At 44.3% G+C, this 25,764-nt stretch carries 17 protein-coding genes; 2 read left to right on the forward strand and 15 right to left on the reverse strand.

All coding sequences use genetic code 11. The annotated features are described in order from the left end of the window. Window positions 1-133 precede the first annotated feature (133 nt). Entirely contained in the window at window positions 134-727 is a 594-nt protein-coding gene (locus AC3WS5_RS01750; protein WP_492465471.1) for a sigma-70 family RNA polymerase sigma factor, read from the reverse strand. 188 nt (window positions 728-915) lie between these two features. Beyond that, on the reverse strand, window positions 916-1,572 hold the full coding sequence (locus AC3WS5_RS01755; RefSeq protein ID WP_492465472.1) for a metal-dependent transcriptional regulator: 657 nt from the start codon (window positions 1,570-1,572) through the stop codon (window positions 916-918). Window positions 1,573-1,655: 83 nt separating this feature from the next. On the opposite strand from AC3WS5_RS01755, the gene AC3WS5_RS01760 reads away from it, so the two are divergent. Next, the gene (locus AC3WS5_RS01760; protein ID WP_492465473.1) at window positions 1,656-4,115 is read left to right on the forward strand and encodes a TonB-dependent receptor; all 2,460 of its coding nucleotides are present in this window, start codon (window positions 1,656-1,658) and stop codon (window positions 4,113-4,115) included. Between the two features lie 12 nt (window positions 4,116-4,127). On the opposite strand, the gene AC3WS5_RS01765 is transcribed toward AC3WS5_RS01760, so the two are convergent. The 11 genes from AC3WS5_RS01765 to AC3WS5_RS01815 all read right to left on the reverse strand — a co-directional run bounded on the left by AC3WS5_RS01765 (window position 4,128) and on the right by AC3WS5_RS01815 (window position 20,792). Further along, window positions 4,128-5,252, reverse strand: a complete 1,125-nt coding sequence (locus AC3WS5_RS01765; protein WP_492465474.1) for an aldose epimerase family protein — start codon at window positions 5,250-5,252, stop codon at window positions 4,128-4,130. 113 nt (window positions 5,253-5,365) lie between these two features. After that, a complete protein-coding gene (locus AC3WS5_RS01770) occupies window positions 5,366-6,052 on the reverse strand; it encodes a GDSL-type esterase/lipase family protein (protein WP_492465475.1) in 687 nt (228 codons plus the stop codon). A gap of 77 nt (window positions 6,053-6,129) precedes the next feature. Further along, complete coding sequence (locus AC3WS5_RS01775) at window positions 6,130-7,308, reverse strand: copper amine oxidase (RefSeq protein ID WP_492465476.1); 1,179 nt, start codon at window positions 7,306-7,308, stop codon at window positions 6,130-6,132. A gap of 5 nt (window positions 7,309-7,313) precedes the next feature. Further along, window positions 7,314-8,711, reverse strand: a complete 1,398-nt coding sequence (locus AC3WS5_RS01780; RefSeq protein ID WP_492465477.1) for a DUF5009 domain-containing protein — start codon at window positions 8,709-8,711, stop codon at window positions 7,314-7,316. Then, window positions 8,708-9,640 (reverse strand): DUF4434 domain-containing protein, encoded by a 933-nt coding sequence (locus AC3WS5_RS01785; protein WP_492465478.1) that lies wholly within the window; start codon window positions 9,638-9,640, stop codon window positions 8,708-8,710. Before AC3WS5_RS01785 ends, AC3WS5_RS01780 begins: the two co-directional genes overlap by 4 nt. A gap of 96 nt (window positions 9,641-9,736) precedes the next feature. Further along, window positions 9,737-11,074, reverse strand: coding sequence for an MFS transporter (locus tag AC3WS5_RS01790; protein ID WP_492465479.1), 1,338 nt, complete (start codon window positions 11,072-11,074; stop codon window positions 9,737-9,739). Window positions 11,075-11,125: 51 nt separating this feature from the next. Then, a complete protein-coding gene (locus AC3WS5_RS01795) occupies window positions 11,126-12,511 on the reverse strand; it encodes an alpha amylase family protein (protein ID WP_492465480.1) in 1,386 nt (461 codons plus the stop codon). Window positions 12,512-12,534: 23 nt separating this feature from the next. Beyond that, entirely contained in the window at window positions 12,535-14,196 is a 1,662-nt protein-coding gene (locus AC3WS5_RS01800; protein WP_492465481.1) for a DUF5018 family protein, read from the reverse strand. 16 nt (window positions 14,197-14,212) lie between these two features. Beyond that, on the reverse strand, window positions 14,213-15,829 hold the full coding sequence (locus tag AC3WS5_RS01805; RefSeq protein ID WP_492465482.1) for a RagB/SusD family nutrient uptake outer membrane protein: 1,617 nt from the start codon (window positions 15,827-15,829) through the stop codon (window positions 14,213-14,215). 10 nt (window positions 15,830-15,839) lie between these two features. Beyond that, window positions 15,840-18,950 (reverse strand): SusC/RagA family TonB-linked outer membrane protein, encoded by a 3,111-nt coding sequence (locus tag AC3WS5_RS01810; RefSeq protein WP_492465483.1) that lies wholly within the window; start codon window positions 18,948-18,950, stop codon window positions 15,840-15,842. A gap of 15 nt (window positions 18,951-18,965) precedes the next feature. Then, window positions 18,966-20,792 carry an FAD-dependent oxidoreductase gene (locus AC3WS5_RS01815; protein ID WP_492465484.1) on the reverse strand — a complete coding sequence of 609 codons (1,827 nt, stop codon included), beginning with the start codon at window positions 20,790-20,792 and terminating at the stop codon, window positions 18,966-18,968. Window positions 20,793-20,972: 180 nt separating this feature from the next. Between AC3WS5_RS01815 and AC3WS5_RS01820 the strand changes: the two genes are divergently transcribed. Next, window positions 20,973-22,244, forward strand: coding sequence for an ROK family transcriptional regulator (locus AC3WS5_RS01820; RefSeq protein WP_492465485.1), 1,272 nt, complete (start codon window positions 20,973-20,975; stop codon window positions 22,242-22,244). Window positions 22,245-22,470: 226 nt separating this feature from the next. On the opposite strand, the gene AC3WS5_RS01825 is transcribed toward AC3WS5_RS01820, so the two are convergent. Together AC3WS5_RS01825 and AC3WS5_RS01830 are read right to left on the reverse strand one after the other, a co-directional pair. Beyond that, window positions 22,471-23,973: an alpha-L-fucosidase gene (locus tag AC3WS5_RS01825; protein WP_492465486.1), complete on the reverse strand. Its 1,503-nt coding sequence runs from the start codon at window positions 23,971-23,973 to the stop codon at window positions 22,471-22,473. Window positions 23,974-24,074: 101 nt separating this feature from the next. Beyond that, window positions 24,075-25,607 carry a sulfatase family protein gene (locus tag AC3WS5_RS01830; protein ID WP_492465487.1) on the reverse strand — a complete coding sequence of 511 codons (1,533 nt, stop codon included), beginning with the start codon at window positions 25,605-25,607 and terminating at the stop codon, window positions 24,075-24,077. Between the last annotated feature and the right edge of the window lie 157 nt (window positions 25,608-25,764).

Consider the following 25,764-nt stretch of genomic DNA (forward strand, 5'->3'; position numbering starts at 1 on the left):
AAAGAAAATAAAGCCAACCGGTAATTTGGCTTCGGGAGGAGCTACACATACATCAAAAATCATATCCTAAATAATAGCGTCGCCAGGGATAATGAAATCTCCTTTGCTGGAAAAAAAGTAGGCTTTCTGTTTGTCATACGAAGGCCTCAAAAAGGTTTTCGTTCCATTCCGATATCTGCCAGATAAAGTAAGTCAGGGCCGCAGATTGTCTTCTCACATACTTTCTGATAAACCTCAAACCCTCTGCTACATATTGTTTGACGGTCAAAGGTGTCACTCCCAGCAGACCAGCGGCTTCCGTGTATGTTTTTCCTTTGAGCTTACACATTTCTACAGCCATCTTTTTTCTTTCAGGCAAAAGCGAGAGTGTATTCCAAAATAATTTCCGGTAATCCACTTCATCCATATCATGGCTTTCCGCAATGAGGGATTCCGGCTCTCTTAAAGTCTGCGTATATTCTTTCTCCTCCACGGTAAACTTCAGATAGTCCAAAGAACTCCTGTTGCTTGCTCTAATTAACCAGGATTTAGCATCCTCAACGTGATGAAATTTATCGCGGGTGTCCCACAGACCAAGAAAGACGTCCTGCACGATATCTTTGGCCTTTTCTTCTTCCTGCACCAGTGCAAAAATATTATCCAGAACTGGGTTGTAAAAGTGATTGTACAAAGTTTCAAACGCCGCCTGCTCCTTCCTCAAAATATCTCCCGTCAGTGCCTTTTCCATCCGATAACCTTTTTGGCCAAATCTAGGGAACCAGATGGTATCAAAAGCTATCGGCACTATAAATTATTATTACCAAATCATTAAAAAATTGTTATCCCACCAGGAGATTCGAGGGGCATGCTCATTATTTAACAATCATGGGTGGGGTGCCGTCGAGGCTTTATCATGAAAAATCCTGTCATTTCCACTCAAACCACAAACAGGTTTTCGGCAAAGCGTTCACTGACTAAAGATCTTTTCCCGTCCACTTCAATTTCCAGGGAATTATCAAATTTCTGCCGATGGATCAGTTTTATTTTGCTGCTGAGCCCCAGTCCAACCTGTACCACATACTGCAAAAAGGTATGGCTATTATCTTTTACGGCAACGATTTTGTAGGTCTTTCCAGGCTCAGCCTGCGCCAGTGTTATCCGTACATGCGTTTTAAGCACACCCTTAGCATTCGGGATCGGATCACCGTGCGGATCAAGTTCAGGAAAGTTTAAGAATTTTTCGAGCTGCGCGATCAGTTTGGGCGATTGAATATGCTCTAACTGCTCCGCCACTTCATGTACTTCGTCCCAGCTAAATTCCAGCTTCTCGTACAGGAAGGTCTCCCAAAGGCGATGCTTTCGAACCACTTCGATGGCAAGTCTTTTTCCAGGATTAGTTAAAGAAATTTTACCATATTTCTCGTAGTTAATCAATTTCTTTTCCTTCAGCTTTTTCAGCATGTCATTGGCGGTCGCAGGCTTCACGCCTAATGAACCAGCCAGCTCATTGGTACCCACTTCCCGCTTTTCGGCAGTCTCCGAAGTAAGGTGAAATAAGGATTTTAGATAATTTTCTTCGGTTTGTGACAACATAACCCAAAATTAATCAAATTTCTTGAACAATTTTGTTAGGTCAGTCTAACTTTGTATTTTCGCCTGTTTAACTTCTACTATAGATGAAAAGTATATGTTCCATTTTCGTTTTTGTTTTTTCCATGCTGCCGGCAGGCGCTCAGGATATCGTTATCACCGGTATGGTATCTTCACTGGGGGTGCCTGTACCTGGCGCAACCCTGACGCTGGCAGGAACCCGTTTTGGAAGTATTAGCGATTCCCTTGGGAACTTTATCATTGATGCCGTTCCGAAAGGGAGGTACACGCTGAAGGTCACCGCGCTCGGCTTTGAGGGTTTTGAAAAGCACATATACTCATTCAGCGGAGACACAATATGGGTGCTACTCTCATTAACTACCGAATCCACGCTTTTGAATGAGGTGGTCGTCACGGGCGTTTCAAAAGCTACGCGCATCCGGGAAAACCCCATACCTGTCGCCAGCGTATCGACTGCACAGATAGAACAGGGTGCTGAAAGTAATCTCGTCGATGTACTGGCGAAGAATATTCCCGGTTTAACTGTGGTGAAAACGGGTTCAAACATCTCCAAACCCTTTATCCGCGGGCTGGGTTACAATCGCGTACTGACGCTGTACGATGGTATCCGCCAGGAAGGCCAGCAATGGGGCGATGAGCACGGCATCGAAATTGACGCCTACAACATGGGACGCGTAGAAGTCATAAAAGGCCCTGCCAGCCTGATGTACGGCTCTGATGCCCTGGCCGGGGTCGTGAGTTTTATTCCTGCTGTCGCAACTGGTGGAATCCAAAAACTAAGCGGTAAGTACATCACTGAATACCAGACCAATAATCGTCTTTTGGGGAACGGACTACGTGTGGATTACGGCCATGGAAATTTTCTATTTGGCGTCCGCGGCTCCTACCGGCGTGCAACGAATTACCGAAATCCCGTTGACGGCCCGGTCTACCTCACAGCATTCTCCGAAAAGAATCTTTCTTTTCTTGCCGGGCGCCGCTCGGAGAAAGGCTATTCAAACCTCAATTTCACCTTGTACGACAACCGTCAGGCTATTCCTGATGGCAGCCGCGATTCGGTGACTCGTAAATTCACCTATCAGGTATTTGAAGGTGATGAGGACGATATTAAGAACCGGCCGTTAGTATCGCAGCAAATGCTGATCTCTCATAAAATACCGGTTCTTTCACAGCATATTCAGCACTACAGGTTATACCATCAGAGCAATTACCAGGTAGGAGGCGGTGGGATCCAGGTGTTGTTTGGTTTGCAGCAAAATATTCGCAGGGAATACAACCACCCTACCATGCCACAGCAGCCTGGTATGCATGTAAGGCTAAATGTGCTAAACTATGGGGTGCGTTATAATGCGCCCAAATATGGGAATCTTGAAAGCACAGTTGGTGTAAACGGCATGATCCAAACCAACAAGAGTCTGCATGCCACTGATTTCCCCATCCCCGATTATCGTTTAGCCGAAGGGGGTATGTATATTCATTCCAAATGGAAAAAGAACAAATGGACGGCCAGCGGCGGCATCCGTTATGACCTGCGCCGCATCAGTTGGGATGATTTTTATACTGCCACCGATTCCCGGACAGGATTTGCAACACATGTTGCCCTACCCGACGCTCCGGGCGCAGAGCTTTTGTTCCCGGCCTACAGGAAACTGTTCCACGGCCTAACAGCCAGTGCCGGCGCCACACTGCAGGTGAACAGCCGGATCAGCCTGAAGGCCAATATTGGAAGGGCTTACAGAGCCCCAAACATAAACGAAATGGCGGCCAACGGCCTGGATCCTGGGGCCCACATGATTTATCTGGGAAACAGAAACTTCAACCCGGAATTTTCGCTGCAGGAAGATATCGGTCTGATCGCACGCTTCAAAGACTTGTCGGCAGACCTGAGTCTGTTCAACAATCATATTCAAAATTACATTTACCTGAGCCTTGTAACCGGCAACGATGGCCAGGCGATCGTAGATGCACAGGGTAACAGAACTTATCAATACATTCAGTCGGTCGCACAACTGTACGGCGGCGAATTTTGGCTGGCGGTACATCCAGCGGCAGTTCAGGGTTTTCGTTTCGACAATAGCCTGAGCACCGTCTATGGGTTCAACAGGAGTGCGGAAAACCGGGGCAAAAAAACCGATGGAGAATATTTACCCCTCATCCCTCCGTTCAAATTGTTGAGCGCTGTTTCGCAAACCATCAAACCCGGCAGAAGGGATCATCTCTCGCTGACTCCAAAATTGGAACTGGAATACGCTGGGGCGCAAAAGCGCTATTTTGGGGTCAACAATACGGAAACATATACGCCATCCTATGTCCTCTTCAATATCGGTATATCATCAGCAACCAGCTTTGGCGGAAAGCATGACCTGTCTTTTCACTTGCAGGTGAATAATTTGCTGGATAGAGCCTATCAGTCGGGATTAAGCCGTCTTAAATACTTTGAGCATTACGCCTCGTCTCCAAATGGCCGAACAGGTATTTACAATATGGGAAGGAATATCTCATTTAAAGTCATCCTCCCATTCTGACCTGTTCCGTAATCAGCGGATCTCAAATTGATAGCTGGTATGTGACTTAAACTTTTTCCCGGGCAACAAAACAGTAGAAGGGAAGTTAGGGTGATTGGGTGAATCGGGAAAGTGCTGTGTTTCAAAACAGAGACCTGCATATTTGTCAATGGGCTTGTCATTTTTTCCTTTATCCAGCCCCTTAAAACTATTAGCGGTAAAGAACTGAACACCCGGCTCGGTTGTATATGTTTTCATTAAGATACCAGTCACCGGACTAAAAGCCGAAGCTGCGAGTCGCGATTTCCTTCGCGGGGTTGCCAGCACGAAATTGTGATCAAACCCGCCGCCGGCAATGGCAAGCTGAGGGTCATTCCCACTTATCCTTTCGGAGACCTTGACGGGCTTACGAAAATCGAACGGCTGTTTGTCCGTGGGTTTTATTTCTCCGGTCGGCACCATCCGATCTGTTACTGGCGTGAAAAAACCAGCGTCGATAAACACCTCATGATTGAGGATATTCCCATCACCGTTCAAATTAAAGAAACTGTGATTCGTCAGGTTAATAATGGTCTTCTTATCTGTTCTTGCCTCGTATTGAATACCCAACCGGTTCATTTTATCCAGGCTATAGGTCACGCTTACCTGCAAATTCCCCGGAAATCCCATTTCACCATCTGCTGAAAAATAGGCTAGCTTGATTTTCTTTTTGTTCGCTTTTACTATTTTCCAGATCCTTTCATTAAATCCTTTTGGCCCACCGTGGATATTGTTCCCATTATTATTTTTCTCAAGCTGATAACTTTTCTCATCCAGCTCAAACCTGCCATTGCCGATCCTGTTTGCGTAACGGCCCATCACGGCCCCGTAACCCCGGCTGCCTTTGGCATTCAGATACTCGTCGATCGTATTAAATCCGATAACGACGTCTACCGGCTTGCCCTCTTTATCATTAACGACGAGGCTCACGATCCGCGCCCCAAAATTGGTAATAGCCACTTTAGTACCCTTCCTGTTCTTCAGGAAAAGCAGGTCTGTTTGTTGTCCATCCACGGTTTTTTGAAAGTCCACCCGGGCGGGCAATTGAGCGAACCCCTGCGTAATTATTAGCATGGCCGGAACAACGGGTATCAACTTGTTTAGAAGGTAACTTCTCATATGTGCAGACTAAAATATTTCCGGCAAATATAGGTCAACCACATGAAAACACCGGGTTGTAGCTTCAATTCTGATGCATAAGGACCTATTCTATTTGGGTGAGCGAGACAAAATCATAAGTATTTCTTCAATTTCAGAAAATTGCACCAATCGATATATGCACTCGGTTTCAAATGTATTCCATCCATCGTGAATTCAGGCTTGAGTATACCATTTTCATCCTGAAATAAAGGGCATATGTCTATAAAAGTGACCTTTTCTTCGGCCGCCAATAGTTTCAACTTCGCGTTCAGCTCATGCACTAGTATATTGCGACCCTTTGTATAGGCTTCTACGGTCATCGATTCGTTAATGGGCAAAGCCGTTTGAATATAGATTTTTGTACGCGGAGATTCTGCTTTGATTCTTCTGATAATTCGGCGATAATTATTGATACTCACTTCCTGCGGCAATTTTCTGAACTGATCATTAACGCCGTCCATCAAAAATATAGCTCTCGGGCGAAACCGCAGCACCTCCCCCAACCGTGCCAGTATGCCAAAAGAATTGTCGCCCCCAATGCCACGATTGATAATGGGATACTTAACTTTTGCCAGTATCTCCTGCCACCCACCTCTTTCAGTAATGCTGTTCCCTACAAAGACGATCGCTCCTTTGATCGCGGGCATTCTTTCAAAATATTCCAGCCTCTGTAAATAATACCAATTAGCATAACTGGAATCAACTGCCGGCAATTCCTGCGCTCGGGCCGATGTTAGCATCACCAAAAGCGCTGTAAAAAGTATCACAGTTTTCGACATTTTTTTATTGTGTTATTCGAATTTAATAATACAGTTGTCATCCATAGGTACCACTTTAAAACATTCTAGAACTCCATTTAATTTAGTTCGACAGGTATAAAAATCAGCGGCGTCGGAAGGCATGAAGCCCCGGGAGGTGAATACGTAAGTTTCAGCTCTTGTATTTCCTTAGTCAAATCCGGTTTAAAAATTTGAACGAGAATAGCGTCAGGATCAGCCTTTACGCGCAATTCATTGGAAGGCAATTGAATGATTCCCCCAGGAAACTTACCTTCACTAACCACCATTGTGTTTGCCATTCCCCCACACCATTTGTTATCACCGGCGCGTGAGTTCCAGGTGACCAAAGCCAGGCCCTTACCATCTGTACTTTTCCATTTCATTTCTATATGATATAAAACACCATAATTACCAGCGTTTCTGGTCGTTATACCGGTGCTGCCTTCTGTTCCTTCGATCCAGGGATCAGACTCACCGTCCGCAACGATTAACTGCCTGGTGCCCCCAGCTGTTACCAAAGTATCCTTAGCACGAACCAGATAGTTCGATACGCCAAACAGTCCGCGGCCAGCATTTGTACCCTTTGGTGGGTAAACCGACTTAATTCTTACCAATGCCGTTGGGCCGCTCGTACCCGGATCAGTCTGGATTACACTCACCTGCGCTGGCTGATCAACCAAAAATTCATAAAATCCATGGACAAGCTCATCATACTTAACAACGCTCTTCTCAAGTTTAGGGTCAATGGGTATCGCTGCTCCCGGCTTCACTGTATAAACTTTCGTGACCGTCACCGGATTGAAAAAATCACGCAGACCATTCTTGCCCGCTAAGAAATAATTTGTAGTTGGACTCTGAGAGGAGTAACGTAACATTCTCAGCTGCATTGTCTGTTTTCCGAGATTTCGAATCACCGCGGTTATCTTTCTGTCAATTTTCTTTGCTTCCTGAACGCCATTTACATTATATAAGTAGAGCCGCACCGTTCCCGGGTTCACGGCCTCCTGCAGGACAATTGCTTCTGGCACCCTTATATACTCCGGGTCATCAGAAATTAAAAATTGGGGTCCCGGCTGAACAATTTTTTTATACGCGACCTTTGGCAGTTTCTCAGTCAGGAAATTTTCCAGTTGCACAATAGTTCCCTGCGCTGCAGCATTCAGTGACTTTTGCATTTGATTTGTCACCTGCTGTGAATGAACGGTCGCAGACATAAGGGAAGTAGTAATCAGCGCCAATAAGATTTTCTTTTTCATAACTATCAAGATTTCCAGTACAATTTCCTACGGGTAAAAAAAACTGTAATTATTGAAACAATAAGTGTAAAAATAACCCCTCTTAAAAATCCCTGAAACGCATTAGCTGCCAAAGCATTAAACGCGAAATAAAGTCCCGTTAGCTTCAATACAGGTAAGACCAGCAGATTTCCCGCTGTATAAGCAATCATTGGATTCTTTCCGTTAAGTGACAAGTAGCCCACAATTTTGCCAAAAAACCTTTCTTTTTCGGCAACCAAGAAAAAGGACAAACAAAAGAATGCGAGCCCGGTTGTCACAAAATAGTAACTATACCCTGACGGGTCCTTTTTTATTCCTCCCTGAAATGCTTCAAAAAATAATCCCAGCATCAGCAAATAAACGCCCGAATTAACCAATCTTTTCAAAAACACATCTTTACTAGTTCTTGCTGACAGAAGAAGCAACACTATACAAATACCAAGACTAACGAACAAGTTTGGCAATAGTTGCCTGGAAAAGAGTCCTATGATATTTGTTACTACGAGGGTGAATGACAGCACGGCAATCCACTTGTCCCCTTTAGCGTAGTCAACCACCCTGCCCGACCCTTTAAGCAACCAATCACCTGCAATGGTTCCGGGGATAATAATAAACAAATACTTCAGAAAATGAAACTTGTAAAGCCAGGGGGCCGGAGAGTAGTGGAAGACCCAGCTATTCCATGAGTCTGATGCGTCGGATGCGAGCATGATCGCCATTATGAATGGTAGTAGGCCAATACGCAACCAAGGTCGTTCCCGGGTAAACATCCACAGCAAACTTCCAAACAAAGCCATGTTGGCCAGAACCAGTATAATAATATCATTCTTCTGTAACTGAAACCCTCCGTTATAGAAAGGATAACTAAAAAGAAAAATCAAGGCCATCAAAATACCAACATACTGCAATATCGCTGCAACTCTCCCTTTGACGAGTTTTCCCCAATTGCCATAAATCAAAAACAAAAGAATGAAACAACCCAACGACAAAAGCTGCTCGGTCGCTGTTGGGTCCTTCTTCATTACCCATGCACGTGCATGCATGGTGAAAATAGCAAAAAATGAAAGCAGGGCAAATCTCTTTACGATGTCGATTACCGTATTTAATCGGCCTTGCTGCATAATCTTCTTTTGCAAGGACAACGGCATCGCCATACCCATTGAAAACAAAAAAAGAGGGAACACGAGATCTACCCAGGAAATACCGGGAATTGAGGGATCAAAAACATGATTGGGTGGGGGCACCTGCGCATGATACATCCATGCCGGAAGAACGCCACCAAAAGCAATACTTCCCGACAAAACCATTAGCAGAATCGAAGCGCCCCGCAACGCATCCAGTCCTAAGAATCTCTCGGAAGTCATATTGTTATGTGTCGTCATAGGTTCTGCTTGTACTCCTGGTAGCGGTTAAAAAGATGATGAGCCTGTAAATATGCACTTTGTGGGCTCATAAAATGTGAAAACTCAAAGGTGATTGCTTTGTCATACCCTGCTCTTGCTGCGGCCTCAAGCTTCAGCTTCAATTTTTCAAACTTAATAGGCAAAAACTTAATAGGCATATCGCGATCGAAAGTCTCTGCGTTAGTCCAGCATTCAAAACCAAATTCATCTGCCAGTTTTTTATTCACCGAGAAAAAAGTATCCAGTTCATCATAGTCAATATGCCCGTCCTGAAAGGCGACCGCATCTACCGCACTTTGCAGCCCGCTAAAAATTTCGCGCCATTCCCTTTCATGTTCTTCGACGCTTACCTTTTCTGTTTTTGTAAGGTCGGATGACGAAGCTAATACCGCCTTCTTTCCATCAATCCATGGGGACATGAATGTAGGGAGTCCATTGCTCATTTCTTTACATTGTACCCCTAGTGCCCGGAATGCTTCTGTAGCACCAATTGTACGGCGGCTTATTTCCATACTCAAATACCACCCCTTAAACGAAGGGTGATGCCCGTACTCCTTCCAGGCTTCTTCGATAACAAACTTGTTGTCTTCGATTTCGTGCTTCAGATCCCCAGTATCCCAATACATGCCACTGTCATATAATCCGAAATAAAAGTTCATTTCATACTTATCAGCAAGTGAGAGAAACAAATCGATTAAATCAACCGGAGGTTTGAAACAGCCTCTTTTCTGAATCAGATATTTCGATGGATATGTAACGAACTTCCGGTAGCCGCAGCGAATCACAACTACCGTATCAATTCCCGCCTGTTTCATAAGCCGGAAATCCTGCTCCCACTCCTTAACACCCCAATTCTGATGCGGGATATCATGGCTTATTTCGTCAATAAATGTCCCTGTAATAAGCATCTTCTACTTTTTTAATTCATTGTTATTTTCACATCGGGCTAGCCAACCAGCCGACCCTCAAATAAAAACCCCGTCCAACTTTAGTTCAGCGCCCAACTACTCCCTTTGGTTCATCTCCATTGAAGTTGCAAAATCATTGGGACTGGCAGACTCCGCATGGTCAAGCGCCTCAATTTCTGACTTTGACTTTAAGGGCACCAGCCAGGAAACGACGAATGCCGGAATAGTGCAGATGAGGACCCAGATGAAAAAATTCCTGTATCCCAAATAATCACTGATGACTCCACTTAACATCGAGGGGATCATGAATCCCAGATTCATAATCCCACCCCCAAAAGCATAGTGTGCCATTTTATATTTTCCTGGTGCTACATTTTGCATAATAAACAGAATGAGACCAATAAACCCAAAACCATAACCGAAATATTCAAATCCTACGGCGGTTCCAATGGCATACATGTTTTGAGGTTGTGACCAAGCCAGGAAGGCATACACAGCAAATGGAAGATTGAACACTGCACAAAGTGTGAGCAGCGTTTTTCTTGACAATCCTTTGCGCGAAACATAATAGCCCGATATGATCGAACCGAAAACAAAAGCTACTGCGCCGATCGTCCCGTATAAAAAACCAATCTGATCTGTCGAGAGCCCAAGTCCTCCTTCCGCCCTGGTCGCTTTGAAAAATAAGGGTGCTATTTTGATAGCATGCCCTTCTGCGAATCGATAAAATACGATAAATAGCAGCGCAAACCAGATATTCTTCTTCTGAAAAAATGTGACAAACACGTCTCTCAGCGTCTTTGCAATGTCTTTAGAACTTTCTTTCCTAACGGCTTTACCTCCCGTGGGTAGCACTCTGCTGTTATAAATACCCATCAACAACATAATTCCCCCAAACACTAACATGATGATGACCCAAGCCTGTGTAATGCCCGCGCTTTTCTCGAGCATCCCAGCGAAGTAAACTAAAACGCCTCCGGCAACAATTTTTGCAACATTGTAAAATGCCCCCTGCCAACCCGCGTATCTTGCCTGCTCCTTAGAATTCAGTTCATTTAGGTACACGCCATCTGCAGCTATGTCATGTGTTGCCCCACTTATAGCAATGATTTGCAATACGGCAATTGAAACGGCGAAAAATGCACTCAGATGGAGGCTCAACGCAACCAGACCAAAAAGCACTCCCGTCAAAATTTGGGTACTTACTACGAAAAACTTTTTGGTTTTGTAGAGCTCCATAAAAGGACTCCACAACGGTTTGAAAGTCCAAGGCCACATAATGACTGATGTCCAGATTGCAATTTGCGTGTCGCTGATCCCCATGCTTTTGTACATAATGGCCGCTGAGGTTGCCAATGCTACAAAAGGAAGCCCCATTGCAAACCAAGTGGAGGGTATCCAGAAAAATGGATTTCTTTTTTTTAAGTCAGACATCAATTTCACTTTACCAGGCAAATAAATTCGTTCAATACAAGTTGAAAAATCTTACTGTAACGCTTTATCAATACCTTGTTTCACATATTGCCACTGGTTTGCCAGCTTCAGGTGGATCATATCAAACAAAAAATACCCATCACATTCATCCATACATGCTTTCACTGAGCTTACAATTGCCTGATTTTCCTGTTCCTGTGTAGCGTTGTTTCCTGGATCCCAGTTGCCCACGTCTGGCCCGGCTGCAACCATCGGGCAATCATTGTAGATTTTCTCCTTTGCCAGTCTGGAAAATCCCTGCATGGTCCATTCACCAGTGCCAAAGACCTTTAATGGCGATGCATAAGCACCAATCAGGGTTTGATCCATCAGAGCCGCATACCCATACTTATAATAATTTGCGCTAGCCCATTTATAATACCTTGAAGGATCATATTTTGAGCTAGCCCAATTTACACCCACGTCGTAGTATGAGGAATACCATCCCCCCACATAGACACCAAATTTTATTTTCGGATTCACCGACTTGATGCCATTCCGTGCCTTTTCCATAAACTCATATATCGTTTTTACTCTGAACTCCAGCCATTTTTTAAAGAGAGGCGGATAAACCGTCATTGCCGAAATGGTTGCCACGGTTGCGCCAGCCGGCATAATATCACCGGGATAGTTGGTAACGGCTGCACCCCCATTAAAATCCTGAAACTTCTGCTTGCTAATCTCTGAAAAGTCTGCATCGATCCCGTTATATCTGCCCCGGTCAATAAATATCCCATCCAGATCGTACTTCGCAAGATCTTTCAACAAGCCAACCAGGTAATCCTGAACCTGCTCGTTAGCCGGATTCAAGAATTTTGTACCTGCACCTAGGTCCATGGTGTTCATTATACCTGAACTTGTATTCAGTGAGGTTGCCCACGATTTTTTTGCAGCCTCTCTAAACAAGATGCCCTGACTGCCAAGTCCCGAACTCTGACCGCCAACCATCGTATTAAAGCCTGCATGAACCTTCAACCCAATTGTTTTGCCGGCGTCTAGAAATGCCTGGAGGTAATCCCAATCCGCCGTGCGGTTCACTTTTGTGTAAACCCCATTCACCCAGGCGGGCAACCATTCTACTTTTTGCACTCCTGGGACCGCGGAATTATACAGAATGTCTCCTGAGGTAGGCCTTATATCTACGACAACATCGGTAAACCCAGCGTTCTTCGCTAATGTGAGATCCCGGGATATTTTATTCTTATCGTTTGCGAAATCATTGAAATTCGCAGCAGCATCAATCCAAAGGAACCTTGGTTTCTGAGTATTAGATTTTGGAGGGTCAGGAAACGTATGAGTTGGAGCGCTTTTTTTTCCACATGAACCAGTCAATACTCCAAAGACTATTGAGAAGAAAAATGCTAATACCCCCGACTTGTTTGTCATAAATAGAGCCATAATCAAATCCATTTAATCTATCATCACATATCAATACAATCGTACTGAACACAAACTACCTGACCATTAGTAAACATAAAGTACAGGTACAAATAATATCCATTCTCCGAAACCTGCAGCGCTACATCACCCGTCCCATTTGCATTCTGTCCGCCATTGTCCTTTCCGCCGTAGGTACCAATGGGAGCACTCCAGATCGGTGAACTAAATGCGGTTGTTGAACTGGCATCGTACAAGTACACAGCATCATCGCTTCCCCAGGTAAATGAATTGACTGAATTCTGAACTGCATAAGCGTTGTTATTGAATACCGCGAAATCAACCGCGTTTGATAGCCAATTCGAGCTGAGCGCAGGTCCCCAGGCTTTAACTGTATTTGTTAATCCATTCACCCATGCAAACTTATATGGCGTTGCGTAATATGCTACAAAATAATCACTGGTAATATTCGTTGCACTCGTTTGAACCACGTCGGCATTATTACCCCATCCGCCTCCAATACCGGAAACAGCTATAATGTCCGGCGTCTGTGATTGCAATACACCACCTACAACCCTCCATCGTGCGAACTTGTTTCCCGTACCCAATATAGTGCCGGTGATGATGGCGTCAGCATCCAGGCTTCCTTTTACTGAGAGTTTCCTTCCGATCGCCTGTCCACCGCTCCAGTCTATATACAACTCCGGTGTACCAAGAACATCCTTTATGCGCCAGACTTTAAAAGATCCTGCATTCGGAGAAAGATTACAAACCAGAATATTATTGTTTTCATCTGCCGTACTATAGAAGTTAGTGAGGTTTCCTGCAACTGAACCCAGATTTACACTACCCGCAATCTCTCCCGTTCTTCGGTCAAGATAAATACTATTTAGCGTTCTAGTGTTTACCACCAGATAATTTTTTGTTGCGGCAATTCCAGTGGTCAGATTCATTACATTAATGCCCAGTTCAGAACCCAACTTCTTAGCCCAAAGAATTTTAGCGCTTCCGGGCCGCATTCCAAAGGCTGTCTTTTTAGGCACTGCCTTTCTAACATTATAAATACTTTTTGTAACCCCGTTTTGAGCGGTAACCGTTAATTGGAAGTGCGCATCGTAGTCTTGGGCCGTTGTCGCCGGATCGGGACTTATTGACGCTCCATGAGATATAACAACCTTTGCCAGAGCTTTCCCCAATGCATCAATCGAAATGATAGAAATAGTTTTCGAGTTTTCGTCAATGATTCCATTCAGTCCTAATCCCGGAAGTTCAAACCCCGTAATTTGTGCCTTGTCGCTCTTTCTTATTTCAGCAACAATTTTGTATTTCCTTGAAATTTTTGTCTGATCGGTTACGTTGACAAAATTTTCTTTTGTCAGATCCAGGTACAGCAATCCTGGAGACAATGTCACGTTATCATCAAGATTTGCCTTGACTCTAACGTTCGTCAGATCGCTCATTTTCAGAACATTATTTGACGTACGTGGATAATTATAAGGAAACACAATCGTAATCACTTTCTTTTCATGATCAATCTCGCTCGAAAAAGCATTTTCTGAGCTTTCATCATTCGTAAAGCTGGCAGTGATGCTGTTGATTCCTTCCCTCGAGGTTGAAGGTGTAAGGTCTGCAACCTTTTGGCAACTATAAAATCCAAAAAGTAAAATGGGAATCAAAAAAGAGATATAAAATTTTTTTGTTTTCATAACGCTGTTTTTTTCTTTATTTCCATTGATCTACCTGCTGTATCAGCGAATTGTTCTCAAGCTCGCTCAAGGGAATGGGGAGGATATAGGTTTTTTCGAAGAACTTCCGATCTTGATAGTCAACATCAATATACTCGTAATTCGATCCTGTAATCTTGAAACCATGGGCCCGGTAATTGTTGTATTCAATATGAGCCAGCTTCCATCTTCGCATATCCCAGAACAGTTGCCCCTCATAGGCTAATTCCACCTTACGTTCATTCCGGTAATCCCGGAAAAACTCTTCACCTCCTGAGGTTTTGGCAGGTAAGCCGACACGGGCTCTGACCAGATTCAAAGCAGCCCTTGCTTCCGTCATCTTATTCAGCTTATAGGATGCCTCGGCTTTATTCAACAGAACCTCAGCAAACCTTAGCTCCACCCAGGTCTGCGTGCTGGGCTTACCCTTGACATCTATTAGACTTTCATCCAACAGTTTCCGTAAAAAATAACCGGTCGTTGTATAGCCATATGTATAAGGTTGCGCCCGGTATGCCATAAAAGTCCCATTGGTGCCGTTCACAGCGTTTTGCATAACTTTCCCTTTCCACTGGGAGCCCGGATAAATAATAGTGGCTTTAAATCTCGGCTCCAGATCTTCGTAAGGGGGCCGACTGGCACTTGCAACATGGTAGGGGGCCCAATCCATTTTTGTTCCATCAGCTTTCTCGTAACTCTCTACCATCTCCTGTGTGGGCGTACCTAATCCGCCAAATTCATACCCATCACTTAAGGGAACATAGTCTTTATCAAATGTGTGATTTGGACCTGTAGTACCGTATTGGAACTCCAGGATCGACTCACTATTGCCGCCCTTGTACGATTGTTTGTAGTCGTTCACCAACGAGTATAGACCGGAATTCACTACTGAATCCGCTGCATCATTAGCTGCCTGCCAACGCTGTGCGTACAACATCGCACGTGACTTGAAAGCAAATGCTGCGTATTTACTCACCCGACCTTTGCTGGCCGCAGGCCACACCGCCGGTAAATTAGCAATGGCAAAATCAAGGTCTTTGGCCACCAGGTCCCAGGTTTCTTCTGCAGTACTCAGTGGCACATCCTTCTTCATATTTGCGATATCCGTATAAATAATTGACCCGCCGTGTCTTTTAGCAATTTGGAAATACATGAAGGCCCTAAAAAACCTCGCCTGCGCTTCCCACTGATTATTTTGACTTTCGGTATATCCTGAGTACTTTTTCATGGAGGCCAAAAATTCATTCAACCGTCTGATTTTATTGTAGCCATCGGCCCAGTTATCATAAAAGCAACCCGCAGGCGTTATAATAGAGGGATCAAAAACGTAATTATTCGGATGACCCGCCTTGTGCCCCAATGCATAAGAACCATATTTAAATGTGTTTGTGAGGCTCTCCGTCAGGCTGCCCTGAAACTGTTGATTTCCAAACTGCCCATATTGGTGCAAATAAGTATAAAACCCGTTAACATAAAGATTGACGTTATCCGCGCTTTCCCAGATTACCTTATCACTGAGTTGATCACGCGGCGTTAGGTCAAGCCATTTTTTGCAACCAGAGGATGTGAATGCCACCACAGTCGCCAAGAATATTATAGATATTGTTGTTTTCATATCATTCAATTTAAAGAGTCAGATTGATACCGAAGGATAATGTCTTTTGTTGAGGATAGTACCCATTATTGACACCGGGCTGTTCCGGATCAATATTATACTTCGTCAGCTCACTAAAAGTGAGAATATTAGAACCCTGCAAAAAGATCCGGAGTTTTTCGATTCCAGCAGCCCTTATAATTTTTTTATTGAATGTGTACCCCACTTGAAATGATTTCAGTCTCAAATAATCCCCGGATCGGTACCAAAAGGTTGAAGCGAAACCATTATTGTTGCTTACATTCACTAATGACAACCGCGGGAATTCTGCATTTGTATTCTCTGGCGTCCATGAATTCTCGGCCAGAAACTGAGGAGAATTTCCTCCGTGATAAAATAACTTTGTGAACGCAGTATTATCCATCACGCCGCTAGAACCCGATGCCGTATAAACGCCGGTTAGCGCGACATCCCTTCCGAATCCGGCCTGCAACAAAATATCAAAATCTATTCCCTTCCAATCTCCATTAAGATCCATCGAGGTTTGAAATTTGGGATAGGGGCTTCGACCCACATAGGCCATATCCTGTGCATAGGTGATCTTGCCATCGCCATTCAAGTCCCGGTACTTGATGTACCCCGGCAAAACTTTGTACCCTTCCACTAGCGGGGAGGCATCGATTTCCTCCTGCGACTTGAATAATCCCTCTGAAATGAATCCTAACTGTGCTCCAACTTCTTTACCGGTCAGTTTTCGATAGTCTGGTGTGTTTTCAGAATCGCCAGCGTAATACAGCCATTTTCGTTTTACGTAAGATCCGACCAAACGCACGCCATACCTGAAGTCGCCCAAGCGCTTATTATGAGTCAATGTGAAGTCCAAACCCCGGTAATCAATTTTATTCACATTTGCGGTTGTGAAATAGTAACCACCCATTGAAGGGGGATAGGCTCCTGCTATAGCACCTAATAAATCATACTGATATTTATAAAAAAGGTCGAATTCTAAGCCCAGTAGGCCCTTCCATGCAACAAGATCCAAGCCAGCGTTATAGGATATCGCTTTTGCCCAGGTCAGATTGGGATTTCCCAAAGTTCCTGAGTACACCATACTCTGGCTTGATCCGCCAATGATAACCTGATTTGAAGAAAGCGTCATCAAATTCAAATATTGGAACGGGCTAACCGCCGAAGTCGCCGTCTTACCAACTCCTCCCCTTAGTTTTAAAGTGTTAATCCATCCCGACTCAAACCAATCTTCATTGTCTATTCTCCAGCCCAGAGATGCAGCAGGTAAATTAACCCATCTTGCTCCATTCATCCCACTAAATAGGTAGCTGCCGTCTCGCCTGACAGAAAACTCAGCCAGATACCTGCTATCGTAGTCATAATTCACCCTGCCGACATAACCGATGAGGCGCGATTGACTGCTTGAACCACTTAACGATGGAATCTTCTCGCTGCCATTTCCTGAAAGATTTGTGATCTTACTTAGTTCATCCAACTGCAGAAAATCCAAACCAAAGCCAGTTACGCCAAGTGAATTCCCAAAAGCATTTCTTGTTTCAGCTAATCCAAGGAATGTTACTTTATGTTTTCCAAATGCCCTTTCAAAATTGGCACTTGATTGGGTGACTACGTTAGTTGAGTTGTACGCAGATTCTGTCAATGAGACATTTCCGGAATTGTCTGTAAACAACCGGTAAGCGATGGATTGGCTCGTTGCTGTCGGAAGACTAGCCAGCATGGTTTTATAGGGGATAGCCAAAGATTTGGCAAACTGAAATAGCTTGTCGTAAGCTCCCATAAACTTCAACGAAAGACCTTCCAACCAGGGTGCATCATACTCAAGTGTAAAGTTCGACTGCACAAAATTATTATTTGATCTGGCATAGCCCGATTCATAGATAGCCGCCAAAGGACTCACTGGCGAAGAGGCCGTCGGTGTCGATGTGAAATACCCGACTCCGTCAATTGTCATTCTCTCCGGAAAGTAGGGAAGTGCCCTCACAACCTGTTGAGGAATATTGTGCCAATCGTTAGGATTTGCACTGTATCTGGGATTGTCTCTATTCTCAACCCGGCCACTAATGCCAAGCGCCATTTTGAAGCTCTTTGAGATATTGGCATCGATGTTCGCCCGAAGGTTGTATCTGTCGTAATTGAATTTCGCTACATTCCCATTCTGAGTGAAAGCGCCTATTGAAGTGAAAAACTTTATTTTTTCATTGCCACCCGCCGTTGTGACGTTGTGTTGGGCCGTGTTACCCGTTCCAAAAACTTTCTGATACCAATTCGTATTGCCCCATCCATCAACTCCGTCTTTCATTTTCTGAACCATATCTGCGTTAAACAGGGGCTGGTCCCCATCAAGAATTCTTGCCTGGTTATAGTAATAAGCATATCCTGGTCCATCGAGCCATTTGAGCTGGTTTGCGTTTTGACTGGTACCATAAGAACCATTGTAAGAAATATTGAGCTTCTGTCCCAGCCCTCTCTTTGTGGTAACAATGACAACGGATGTCGCATTCAAGCCGTACACGGAAGCGGAAGTCGCATCCTTCAGGACCGAAATAGACTCTATTTCATTTGGATCTATTTCATTTATGCTACGCACGACTCCATCTACTATGTAGGTGGCACCCTCACCACGAATCAGGAGTGATGCCGCATCGCTTCCCGGCTGTCCGGATTGTTGCAGCATGGCTACCCCCGCAACCCTCGATCCCAAAATATTTGTGATTCCGACGGGAGGGGCCTTCAGTATTTCTTTGTCCGTAATAGAGGAGATGGCTCCGGTAATACTTCCTTTTTTTTGGGTGCCGTAGCCAACGACAACGACTTCAGCCATCGATCTCCCCCCCGGAGCAAGCGTTACAGACACGTTTGGGCCATTTACCGTAATTTCTGCAGGAGCATAACTAACGCTAGTAACCTGCAATACCTCGCCAATTTTACTCAGGATAGTAAAAGCTCCCTGCTCGTTACTTGTAGTTCCGATTGTAGTGCCCTTTACAATAACCGAGGCCCCCGCTACAGGATCACCCTCTAAATTTGTAATTTTCCCGACGATGTGCGCTTGCTGCGCAAAGACTGGCATACAATTCCATAGAACTATTAAAGCAAGAATTAGTCTTCTCATAATCTATGTTTTAATTCAGAATTTATTTTTAAAGTAACCGTTATAATCTATTTCCTTTTTAAATGGATCGAGAGTCTTGTCTAATAGTACTGCTAACTCCGATCTCTTGATCATCCTTTTGGTATCGAAATTCTCTAATCCCCAGGAAAACCATTTTTCCCTGATGCCTTCCACGGGATAGTTGAGTAGTCGCAAGACATCGATAGCTTCTTCAATCGTCAGATACTGTCTGCTAGAACTATATTTAAAGGAATACATATCCTGCAGGTTCTCCACAAACTCTTTCGTAACCACCGATGAATCAGGATAAAACCAGGTTTGGTTGGCCCATTTGTATGGAATACCTGTTCCTCGCAAAATTCCGGTCGCCCCAATTCGTTGAATAGACTCAAATAAGGGATGAGCCCTCGGGACATCAATATAGGGCATGATGTATGCGCTCGCAGTTAATAATTGCTGTTGAAGCGCGCGAATTCCTACATCTCTTGGTGCGATTTTCCCTGTTGAGCTCATTGCAGCCAGTATTCCAGCAGCCTGACCGGTTAGCAAAACACAAGGTTGCAGGCGTGTAGTTCCGTTTACAACATTGCTCACGGAAATCCCTTTCTCGGCGACAATCAAATTTGAAACATTTTTCGGGATGATGGCTCCCAAGGGAACATTGAATGATGGGATGGGGTGAAATTCCAGGTGTTGGGGCGCGGACAAGTTCTTTTTATGATGATGATCAATTGGATAGTCTCCAACTGAAATTCCGGTTCGGTACAAAGGTTCCTTATAGTCGAAAGGCCTTTCAATGTAAGGCATCGTGAATCTAACTAATCCCTTTGCCCGCCTGCCTTCCCGGTAATAAGGGATGATTGCCAGCTTATCCTTTGTGGGAAACTCATCGTCTGCCAAACCCAGATTCTTGTAACCCAACTCATGTTGGATAAAATATATAAATCTCATGGTGGTTTGACGGGCCGCTTGCAATGCAAACTCCCGCTCTTCACCAGTCATCTCGATCACATTCAAATACGTATCATTCCCCCGAATCGGCCAATTAATCATGTATTTACTTTTTGGCAACTTCCCATACTCCAACATCTTTTTCGCGTTTACGGTGGGAGCCTTTATCGTCTTATCATGATAATAATCTGTATTGGAGCCATCAAACTCCTTAGGGTTGTATTCAGTGGGGCGAGGAATGGTTTTATCAGCGTCCTTGCCAAAATCTTTCAGGATCGCCACGTAGGTCAAATCCTGAATGATATCGTTCGTTTCATTCACACCCACACTCTCTCCTGTTTCCGACCCCGCCTCCATTCCTATATCAAATGGAACTCCAGCAGCTTTGAGCACATCGCCAAGCTCAGTAGCATCAATAACAATGGGTGCCTTTACGATCGTCAATGTCCTGTTCTTTTTATTTTTGAAATATACAGCCGCAATCTTCGTCCCGTCCATCGTAAGTCTTTCAAAACTATTCTCATAGAGAACGGTCAGATTCTTTTCTGCAGCAACCATTTGCTTAAAAATGCTATCAGCCACATGCGGCTCAAATTGTGTCTTACTTACCCATCCCGTCTCTACTTTAGCGGGGCCACCATATACTTTATAGATCTTCTCTCTGAACTCATTCCAAAGACCCGATGCTAACGCATGGTTGCCATCAATTGCACTTACACCCGCCGAAGAAATCATTCCCCCCAACCACACCCCGGGTTCTACAATTACAGTCTTAGCCCCTGACCGCGCACTCTGAATACCTGCTGCGGTTCCACCCGTTCCGCCTCCTACCACTAATACATCTGCCTTGAATACTTTTGAGGGTTGGCAACCATATAAAAAACTTGTCATAAGTATTATGGCGGCAACTGCGAAAAATCGTCCCGGCAAGTTGGCAAAACATATCATGTCAGACATAATATTTCTCTTCATTGCATTTGTTGTATAAAAATACAATTATTTTAATAACAGCCAAAACTTTTTAAAATATTTTTTTAACTGTCTTTCAGTAATATTTTTATCCTACTTTTATTGCCTGATTATTTGTTTGAATTTTTAAGTGAAAAAATGCACCTACAATTAAAAGATGTTTATTCCTCCAGTTCAGAGTCTGCAGGACTGGCTAAAAAAAATAATGCGCTGAAAAGAGCCATCCTTGAGTATTTGGACAACAATGATCAGGCGACAGTTGCCGATTTAAGCAAGGAATTGCATATTAGTTCCCCAAAAGCGATGGCTCTTGTGTTAGAGCTTAGTGAAGAGGGACTGATTACCGAAAACGGCAAGATGGGGTCAACTGGCGGCAGACGAGCTTCCAGTTTTAGCCTGAATCCATCCGCTGCTTTTTTTCTTGGAGTAGACGTAAGAAAGGACGCGATTAACATGGGCTTGATTGATTTTAGAAAGAACGTTGTAGAAGTAAAACTGCAAATCCCTTTCCAGCTTCAAAACGATATCGTTTCCTTCAACAAGCTGGTAACAATAATCCGGTCCTTCATTAGAAAATCATCTGTATCCAAAAAAAAGATACTTGGTATAGGAATAAATCTGTCGGGAAGGGTTAATATAGAAACGGGATATAGCTACAGCTACTTCTACTTTAGAAAAGAACCGGTGGCAATTACGCTGGAGAAACTTTTGGGAATACCTGTATATATTGATAATGACTCCCGCTCCATGGCCTATGGTGAATATTGCCTGGGTGGGGGAAATGAAAAGAATATGCTTTTTATCAATATGGACTATGGGCTAGGTATGGGTGCTGTTGTAAACGGAACTATTTACTATGGTAAATCAGGTTACGGTGGCGAAATTGGGCACATCCCTTTTTTTGAAAACGAGATCATTTGCCATTGCGGAAAAAAAGGTTGCCTGGAAACGGAAGCATCCGGATATGCATTGCTTAGAAGGTTCAAAGAAAAGCTTCGCTCAGGTTCCAAATCACAAATTTCAAAAAAAAATATAGATATTGATGGTATTTTACTACAGGATGTCGTTAATGCGGCCTTAAACGAAGACGTGCTGGCTATAGAACTATTCGCCGAAATAGGTGAAAAGATCGGAAAAGGCATCTCTGCACTAGTAAATATATTCAATCCTGAATTAATAATTCTCGGCGGTGTACTAGCTCAAACAGAGGATTATATACGCTTACCGATTATTACTGCCTTAAAAAAATACAGTATAAATCTCGTGAACAACGACGCAAAATTAAAGATGTCAGTGCTGGGTAAAAGTGCCGGAGTCATTGGCGCATGCTTCATTGCCCGATACAAGGTCTTAAGCTTCCGCTTATTACCTTAATAGGCGGAAGTCAAACTAATGTTCAGCGAAGATTTGAAATTCCGGGCCAACTTCGCCCAGGTGAATCAGCCTCTGACACCAAAGTTTTTGCCTGCCGAATGATTGGCGGTCACTTAGCGCTGTTGTCTAACGATGAGGTTCCCATTTAGTGGTAAAACGTCAATCCCTGGGTTTGACCGGTAGAACCCGATCCTTTTAAGTTCCCCATATGAGGAAGGTAATATGCTCACTTCCGCCCCAGGTACAACCCCACTTCCGCAAGCGTTGGGTTTAGTCGGGATGATTCAATATCAATCTTGATTCTTCGTGCGGTAACAGGATCGAACCGTAGTAATCTTTTGTAACCGATCGTGGTCCCCTGAGTAAATTTTTCCCATTTCCCGCCATCGTCATAATAGGCTGAAAATTTTTCTACGCGCTGGCCAATCCGTATATTTTCCTGCAAGGCCAATATATTGAAGGTGGTATTTTTTCGTAAACTGATAATGATTGAAGTCGACGTATCGCGGTTCTTTGTAGTAAAGAACGTTGCATCATTGCCGTCTGTCAGAGTATTGAGACCGGTACCATTACTGCTGGTCACGCGGGCACCTTTTGCCAGGTTGCTGGAAAACATTTTTTTCCTCATCGTTGTCCAATCCCGAAGGGTCTTCACATCTGCTTCATTGACGAGGCCTCTTCTATCTGGTGGCACATTTAATAATAAGACACTATTCATCCCAACGGATGTAAAATAAATATTATTGAGCACTTCGGGTGACTTCACTTTACTATCCTGATCCTCGTGATAAAACCAACCCGGCCTGAGGGAAACATCGGTCTCCGCAGGATACCAAACCAACCCCCTAGCCCTTAATATTTTCTCCCGGCTGCCCAGGTCATCGCCGCGCATATCGCCCTGGGGTTTAAACGCCAGATCTTTTTGTGATGTCGCAGCAATCGAACTTTGATCCAGATTGTTTGCGGGCACCACACTCCATTCCATTTCACGGCCTACTCCCGTTTCGGTCCCCACCCAACGAACATCAGGGCCCATGATAGCAATCACGGCCTGCGGCTGCATCCTGCGGATCAACGCATACCAACGATCAAAATCGTACACCTGCTTTTTCCCATTTGGACCCTCGCCATTAGCGCCATCAAACCATACTTCATCCACTTTCCCATACCAGGACAGCAGTTCGGTAAGTTGTTGTGTAAAAAAATCGTTGTAGGCATCAGTACCGTAAACGGGCGCATTCCTATCCCAGGGGGAAAGATAAACCCCAAAGCCTATATTCAGCTTCCTGCATGCATCGGCCACTTCTTTTACAACATCTCCACGGCCGCCTTTCCAGGGGCTGCTTTTTACGCTATGGCTAGTGGTTTTAGTAGGCCAAAGACAAAAACCATCATGATGCTTGGCTGTGATAATCACTTGTTTGAAACCCGCGTCCTTCATGGTTTTCACCCATTGTTCCGCGTTCAGCGCTGTAGGGTTGAAAATTTTCGGATCTTCTTTGCCCGTTCCCCATTCCCTGCCGGTAAAGGTGTTTACGCCAAAATGAAAAAAGGCGGTCAGCTCCAATTGTTGCCAGCGAAGCTGCCTGGGCGTGGGGACTATATTTGCAGCTTTGCGAATAATATCCGCCTCCGTGTCGCCCGGATTAATCGTCACGAAATTCGTTTTCTGGGCAGTTGCTGCCGCTTGAATTAGTAGTCCTAATATTAGGATCTTACAATATCTCATCCACATAGTTTTTAAGATTGACCTGATACTTTACCTGTTACTTCTTTTTCAACTGCCCCCGCTCAAACCTTTTGCTGCGGTTGCCAGCAGATGGCTATTTATTATATTGGCGTATTAAATATACGTTTCGCATCCTCGTCTTTATACTTCTCTATCAATTTCAACAGCTCGGGCTTTAATGTTTTGGTAAGCCTATTTCCGAGTTTAGTATCGTATATATTATTTAGTTCCCGCGGGTCTTTCTCCAAATCAAATAATTCCCAGCTTTCTACCCTTTTGTAAAAACGGATGAGTTTATATCGATGGGTTTTGATACCAAAATGCGGGGACACTGAATGTTCGCCATTTTCATAGTAATGATAATACATTGCCTTGCGGGCCGAATATTTCTCGTGTTTTAACAATGGCAAGAACGATTGACCCTGTATCTCTGCGGGTATTTTCGCGTGACCCGCATCCAGCAGCGTTGGCGCCAGGTCGAGGTTCATGATGAAGTCGTTGATCTTGGTTCCGGATTTTATCACGCCAGGGTACTTCATGATCATTGGCGTCCGGAAAGACTCTTCGTACATGAACCGCTTATCAAACCAGCCATGTTCGCCCATGTAAAAACCCTGGTCTGACAGGTAAATGACAATCGTATTTTTAGAGAGATTATTTTTATCAAGGTAATTCAGCACCCTGCCAATGTTCCGGTCGAGCGATGCCGCCGTTGCGAGATAATCGCGCATATAGCGCTCATATTTCCACTCGGTGAGTGAATTCCCTGATAGATTCTTAGCTTTCAGCTCATCGCGGATCCTATCGTAGTGATCCAGAAAGATTTTCTTTTGTTCAGGATCCATTCTGATAATATTTCCTTCCTTGTCGGCATCTGCCCTGGCGTCAAACATCTTCAGATCATAACCCATGCGCATGGTCTTCGCAATCGTCATATCCTGCACCTGTGCTGCTTTCCGGGTAGCATAGTTATCGTAAAAGTCACTCGGGAGAGAAAATTTTTTGTTTTCGAACAGGTTCAGATCCGGCAGATCAGGCATCCAGGTCCTGTGGGTGGCTTTGTGACCGATGACCAGGCAGAACGGCTTGGACTTATCTCTTTTGTCAAGCCATTGTTCCGACAAATCTGAAATAATATTGGTGACATAGCCGGCGTATCGCTGGCGCTTATTGCCGGTTTCGATAAAATCCGGGTTGTAGTAGTGCCCCTGCCCCGGCAGAATATTGTAATAGTCAAACCCTTCGGGAGTGTTCTCGCCCAGGTGCATTTTCCCGATCCAGGCAGTCTGGTAACCGGCGGATTGCAGGCGCTTCACGAAAATGTCCTGCTTGAAGTTGAAGTTCGAATTCTCGTTGTCTTTGAATCCGTTGAGGTGACTATACTTCCCGCTCAGGAAGGTTGCCCGCGCGGGGCCGCAAATTGAATTGGTCACGTAGGCTTTTGTGAACAGCGCGCCTTCGTTTGCCAGCCGGTCGATATTGGGCGTTTGCGTGAACTTACTACCATACGCGCTAATGGTTTGATAGGCATGATCATCAGAAATAATAACCAATATATTGGGTTGCTGCTGAGCAAACAGCGCCCAGCCCCAGGCTAAAAACAACATCAAAAAAAGGCCAGATTTTCTATACATGATTATGTATGAGTTTATGCAATATTACGCTATTTAGACCAGATTTGGAGTTGCCTGAACCGCTCAGAATTTTGTCCCGAATTGTTCTCGCACTTCGGTTAAACTACCGACTTAAGTCTGATTTCAACTATGATGCTGTCTTTCATTCCCATCTTCT

Source organism: Niabella sp. CPT15-335-S11, from assembly GCF_058792415.1.

Excerpts from the sequence above, each read along its gene's own strand:
- AC3WS5_RS01750 (WP_492465471.1), bottom strand. The coding sequence starts at position 727 with ATGGAAAAGGCACTGACGGGAGATATTTTGAGGAAGGAGCAGGCGGCG.
- AC3WS5_RS01755 (WP_492465472.1), bottom strand. The coding sequence starts at position 1,572 with ATGTTGTCACAAACCGAAGAAAATTATCTAAAATCCTTATTTCACCTT.
- AC3WS5_RS01760 (WP_492465473.1), top strand. The coding sequence starts at position 1,656 with ATGAAAAGTATATGTTCCATTTTCGTTTTTGTTTTTTCCATGCTGCCG.
- AC3WS5_RS01765 (WP_492465474.1), bottom strand. The coding sequence starts at position 5,252 with ATGAGAAGTTACCTTCTAAACAAGTTGATACCCGTTGTTCCGGCCATG.
- AC3WS5_RS01770 (WP_492465475.1), bottom strand. The coding sequence starts at position 6,052 with ATGTCGAAAACTGTGATACTTTTTACAGCGCTTTTGGTGATGCTAACA.
- AC3WS5_RS01775 (WP_492465476.1), bottom strand. The coding sequence starts at position 7,308 with ATGAAAAAGAAAATCTTATTGGCGCTGATTACTACTTCCCTTATGTCT.
- AC3WS5_RS01780 (WP_492465477.1), bottom strand. The coding sequence starts at position 8,711 with ATGACGACACATAACAATATGACTTCCGAGAGATTCTTAGGACTGGAT.
- AC3WS5_RS01785 (WP_492465478.1), bottom strand. The coding sequence starts at position 9,640 with ATGCTTATTACAGGGACATTTATTGACGAAATAAGCCATGATATCCCG.
- AC3WS5_RS01790 (WP_492465479.1), bottom strand. The coding sequence starts at position 11,074 with ATGTCTGACTTAAAAAAAAGAAATCCATTTTTCTGGATACCCTCCACT.
- AC3WS5_RS01795 (WP_492465480.1), bottom strand. The coding sequence starts at position 12,511 with ATGGCTCTATTTATGACAAACAAGTCGGGGGTATTAGCATTTTTCTTC.
- AC3WS5_RS01800 (WP_492465481.1), bottom strand. The coding sequence starts at position 14,196 with ATGAAAACAAAAAAATTTTATATCTCTTTTTTGATTCCCATTTTACTT.
- AC3WS5_RS01805 (WP_492465482.1), bottom strand. The coding sequence starts at position 15,829 with ATGAAAACAACAATATCTATAATATTCTTGGCGACTGTGGTGGCATTC.
- AC3WS5_RS01810 (WP_492465483.1), bottom strand. The coding sequence starts at position 18,950 with ATGAGAAGACTAATTCTTGCTTTAATAGTTCTATGGAATTGTATGCCA.
- AC3WS5_RS01815 (WP_492465484.1), bottom strand. The coding sequence starts at position 20,792 with ATGACAAGTTTTTTATATGGTTGCCAACCCTCAAAAGTATTCAAGGCA.
- AC3WS5_RS01825 (WP_492465486.1), bottom strand. The coding sequence starts at position 23,973 with ATGAGATATTGTAAGATCCTAATATTAGGACTACTAATTCAAGCGGCA.
- AC3WS5_RS01830 (WP_492465487.1), bottom strand. The coding sequence starts at position 25,607 with ATGTATAGAAAATCTGGCCTTTTTTTGATGTTGTTTTTAGCCTGGGGC.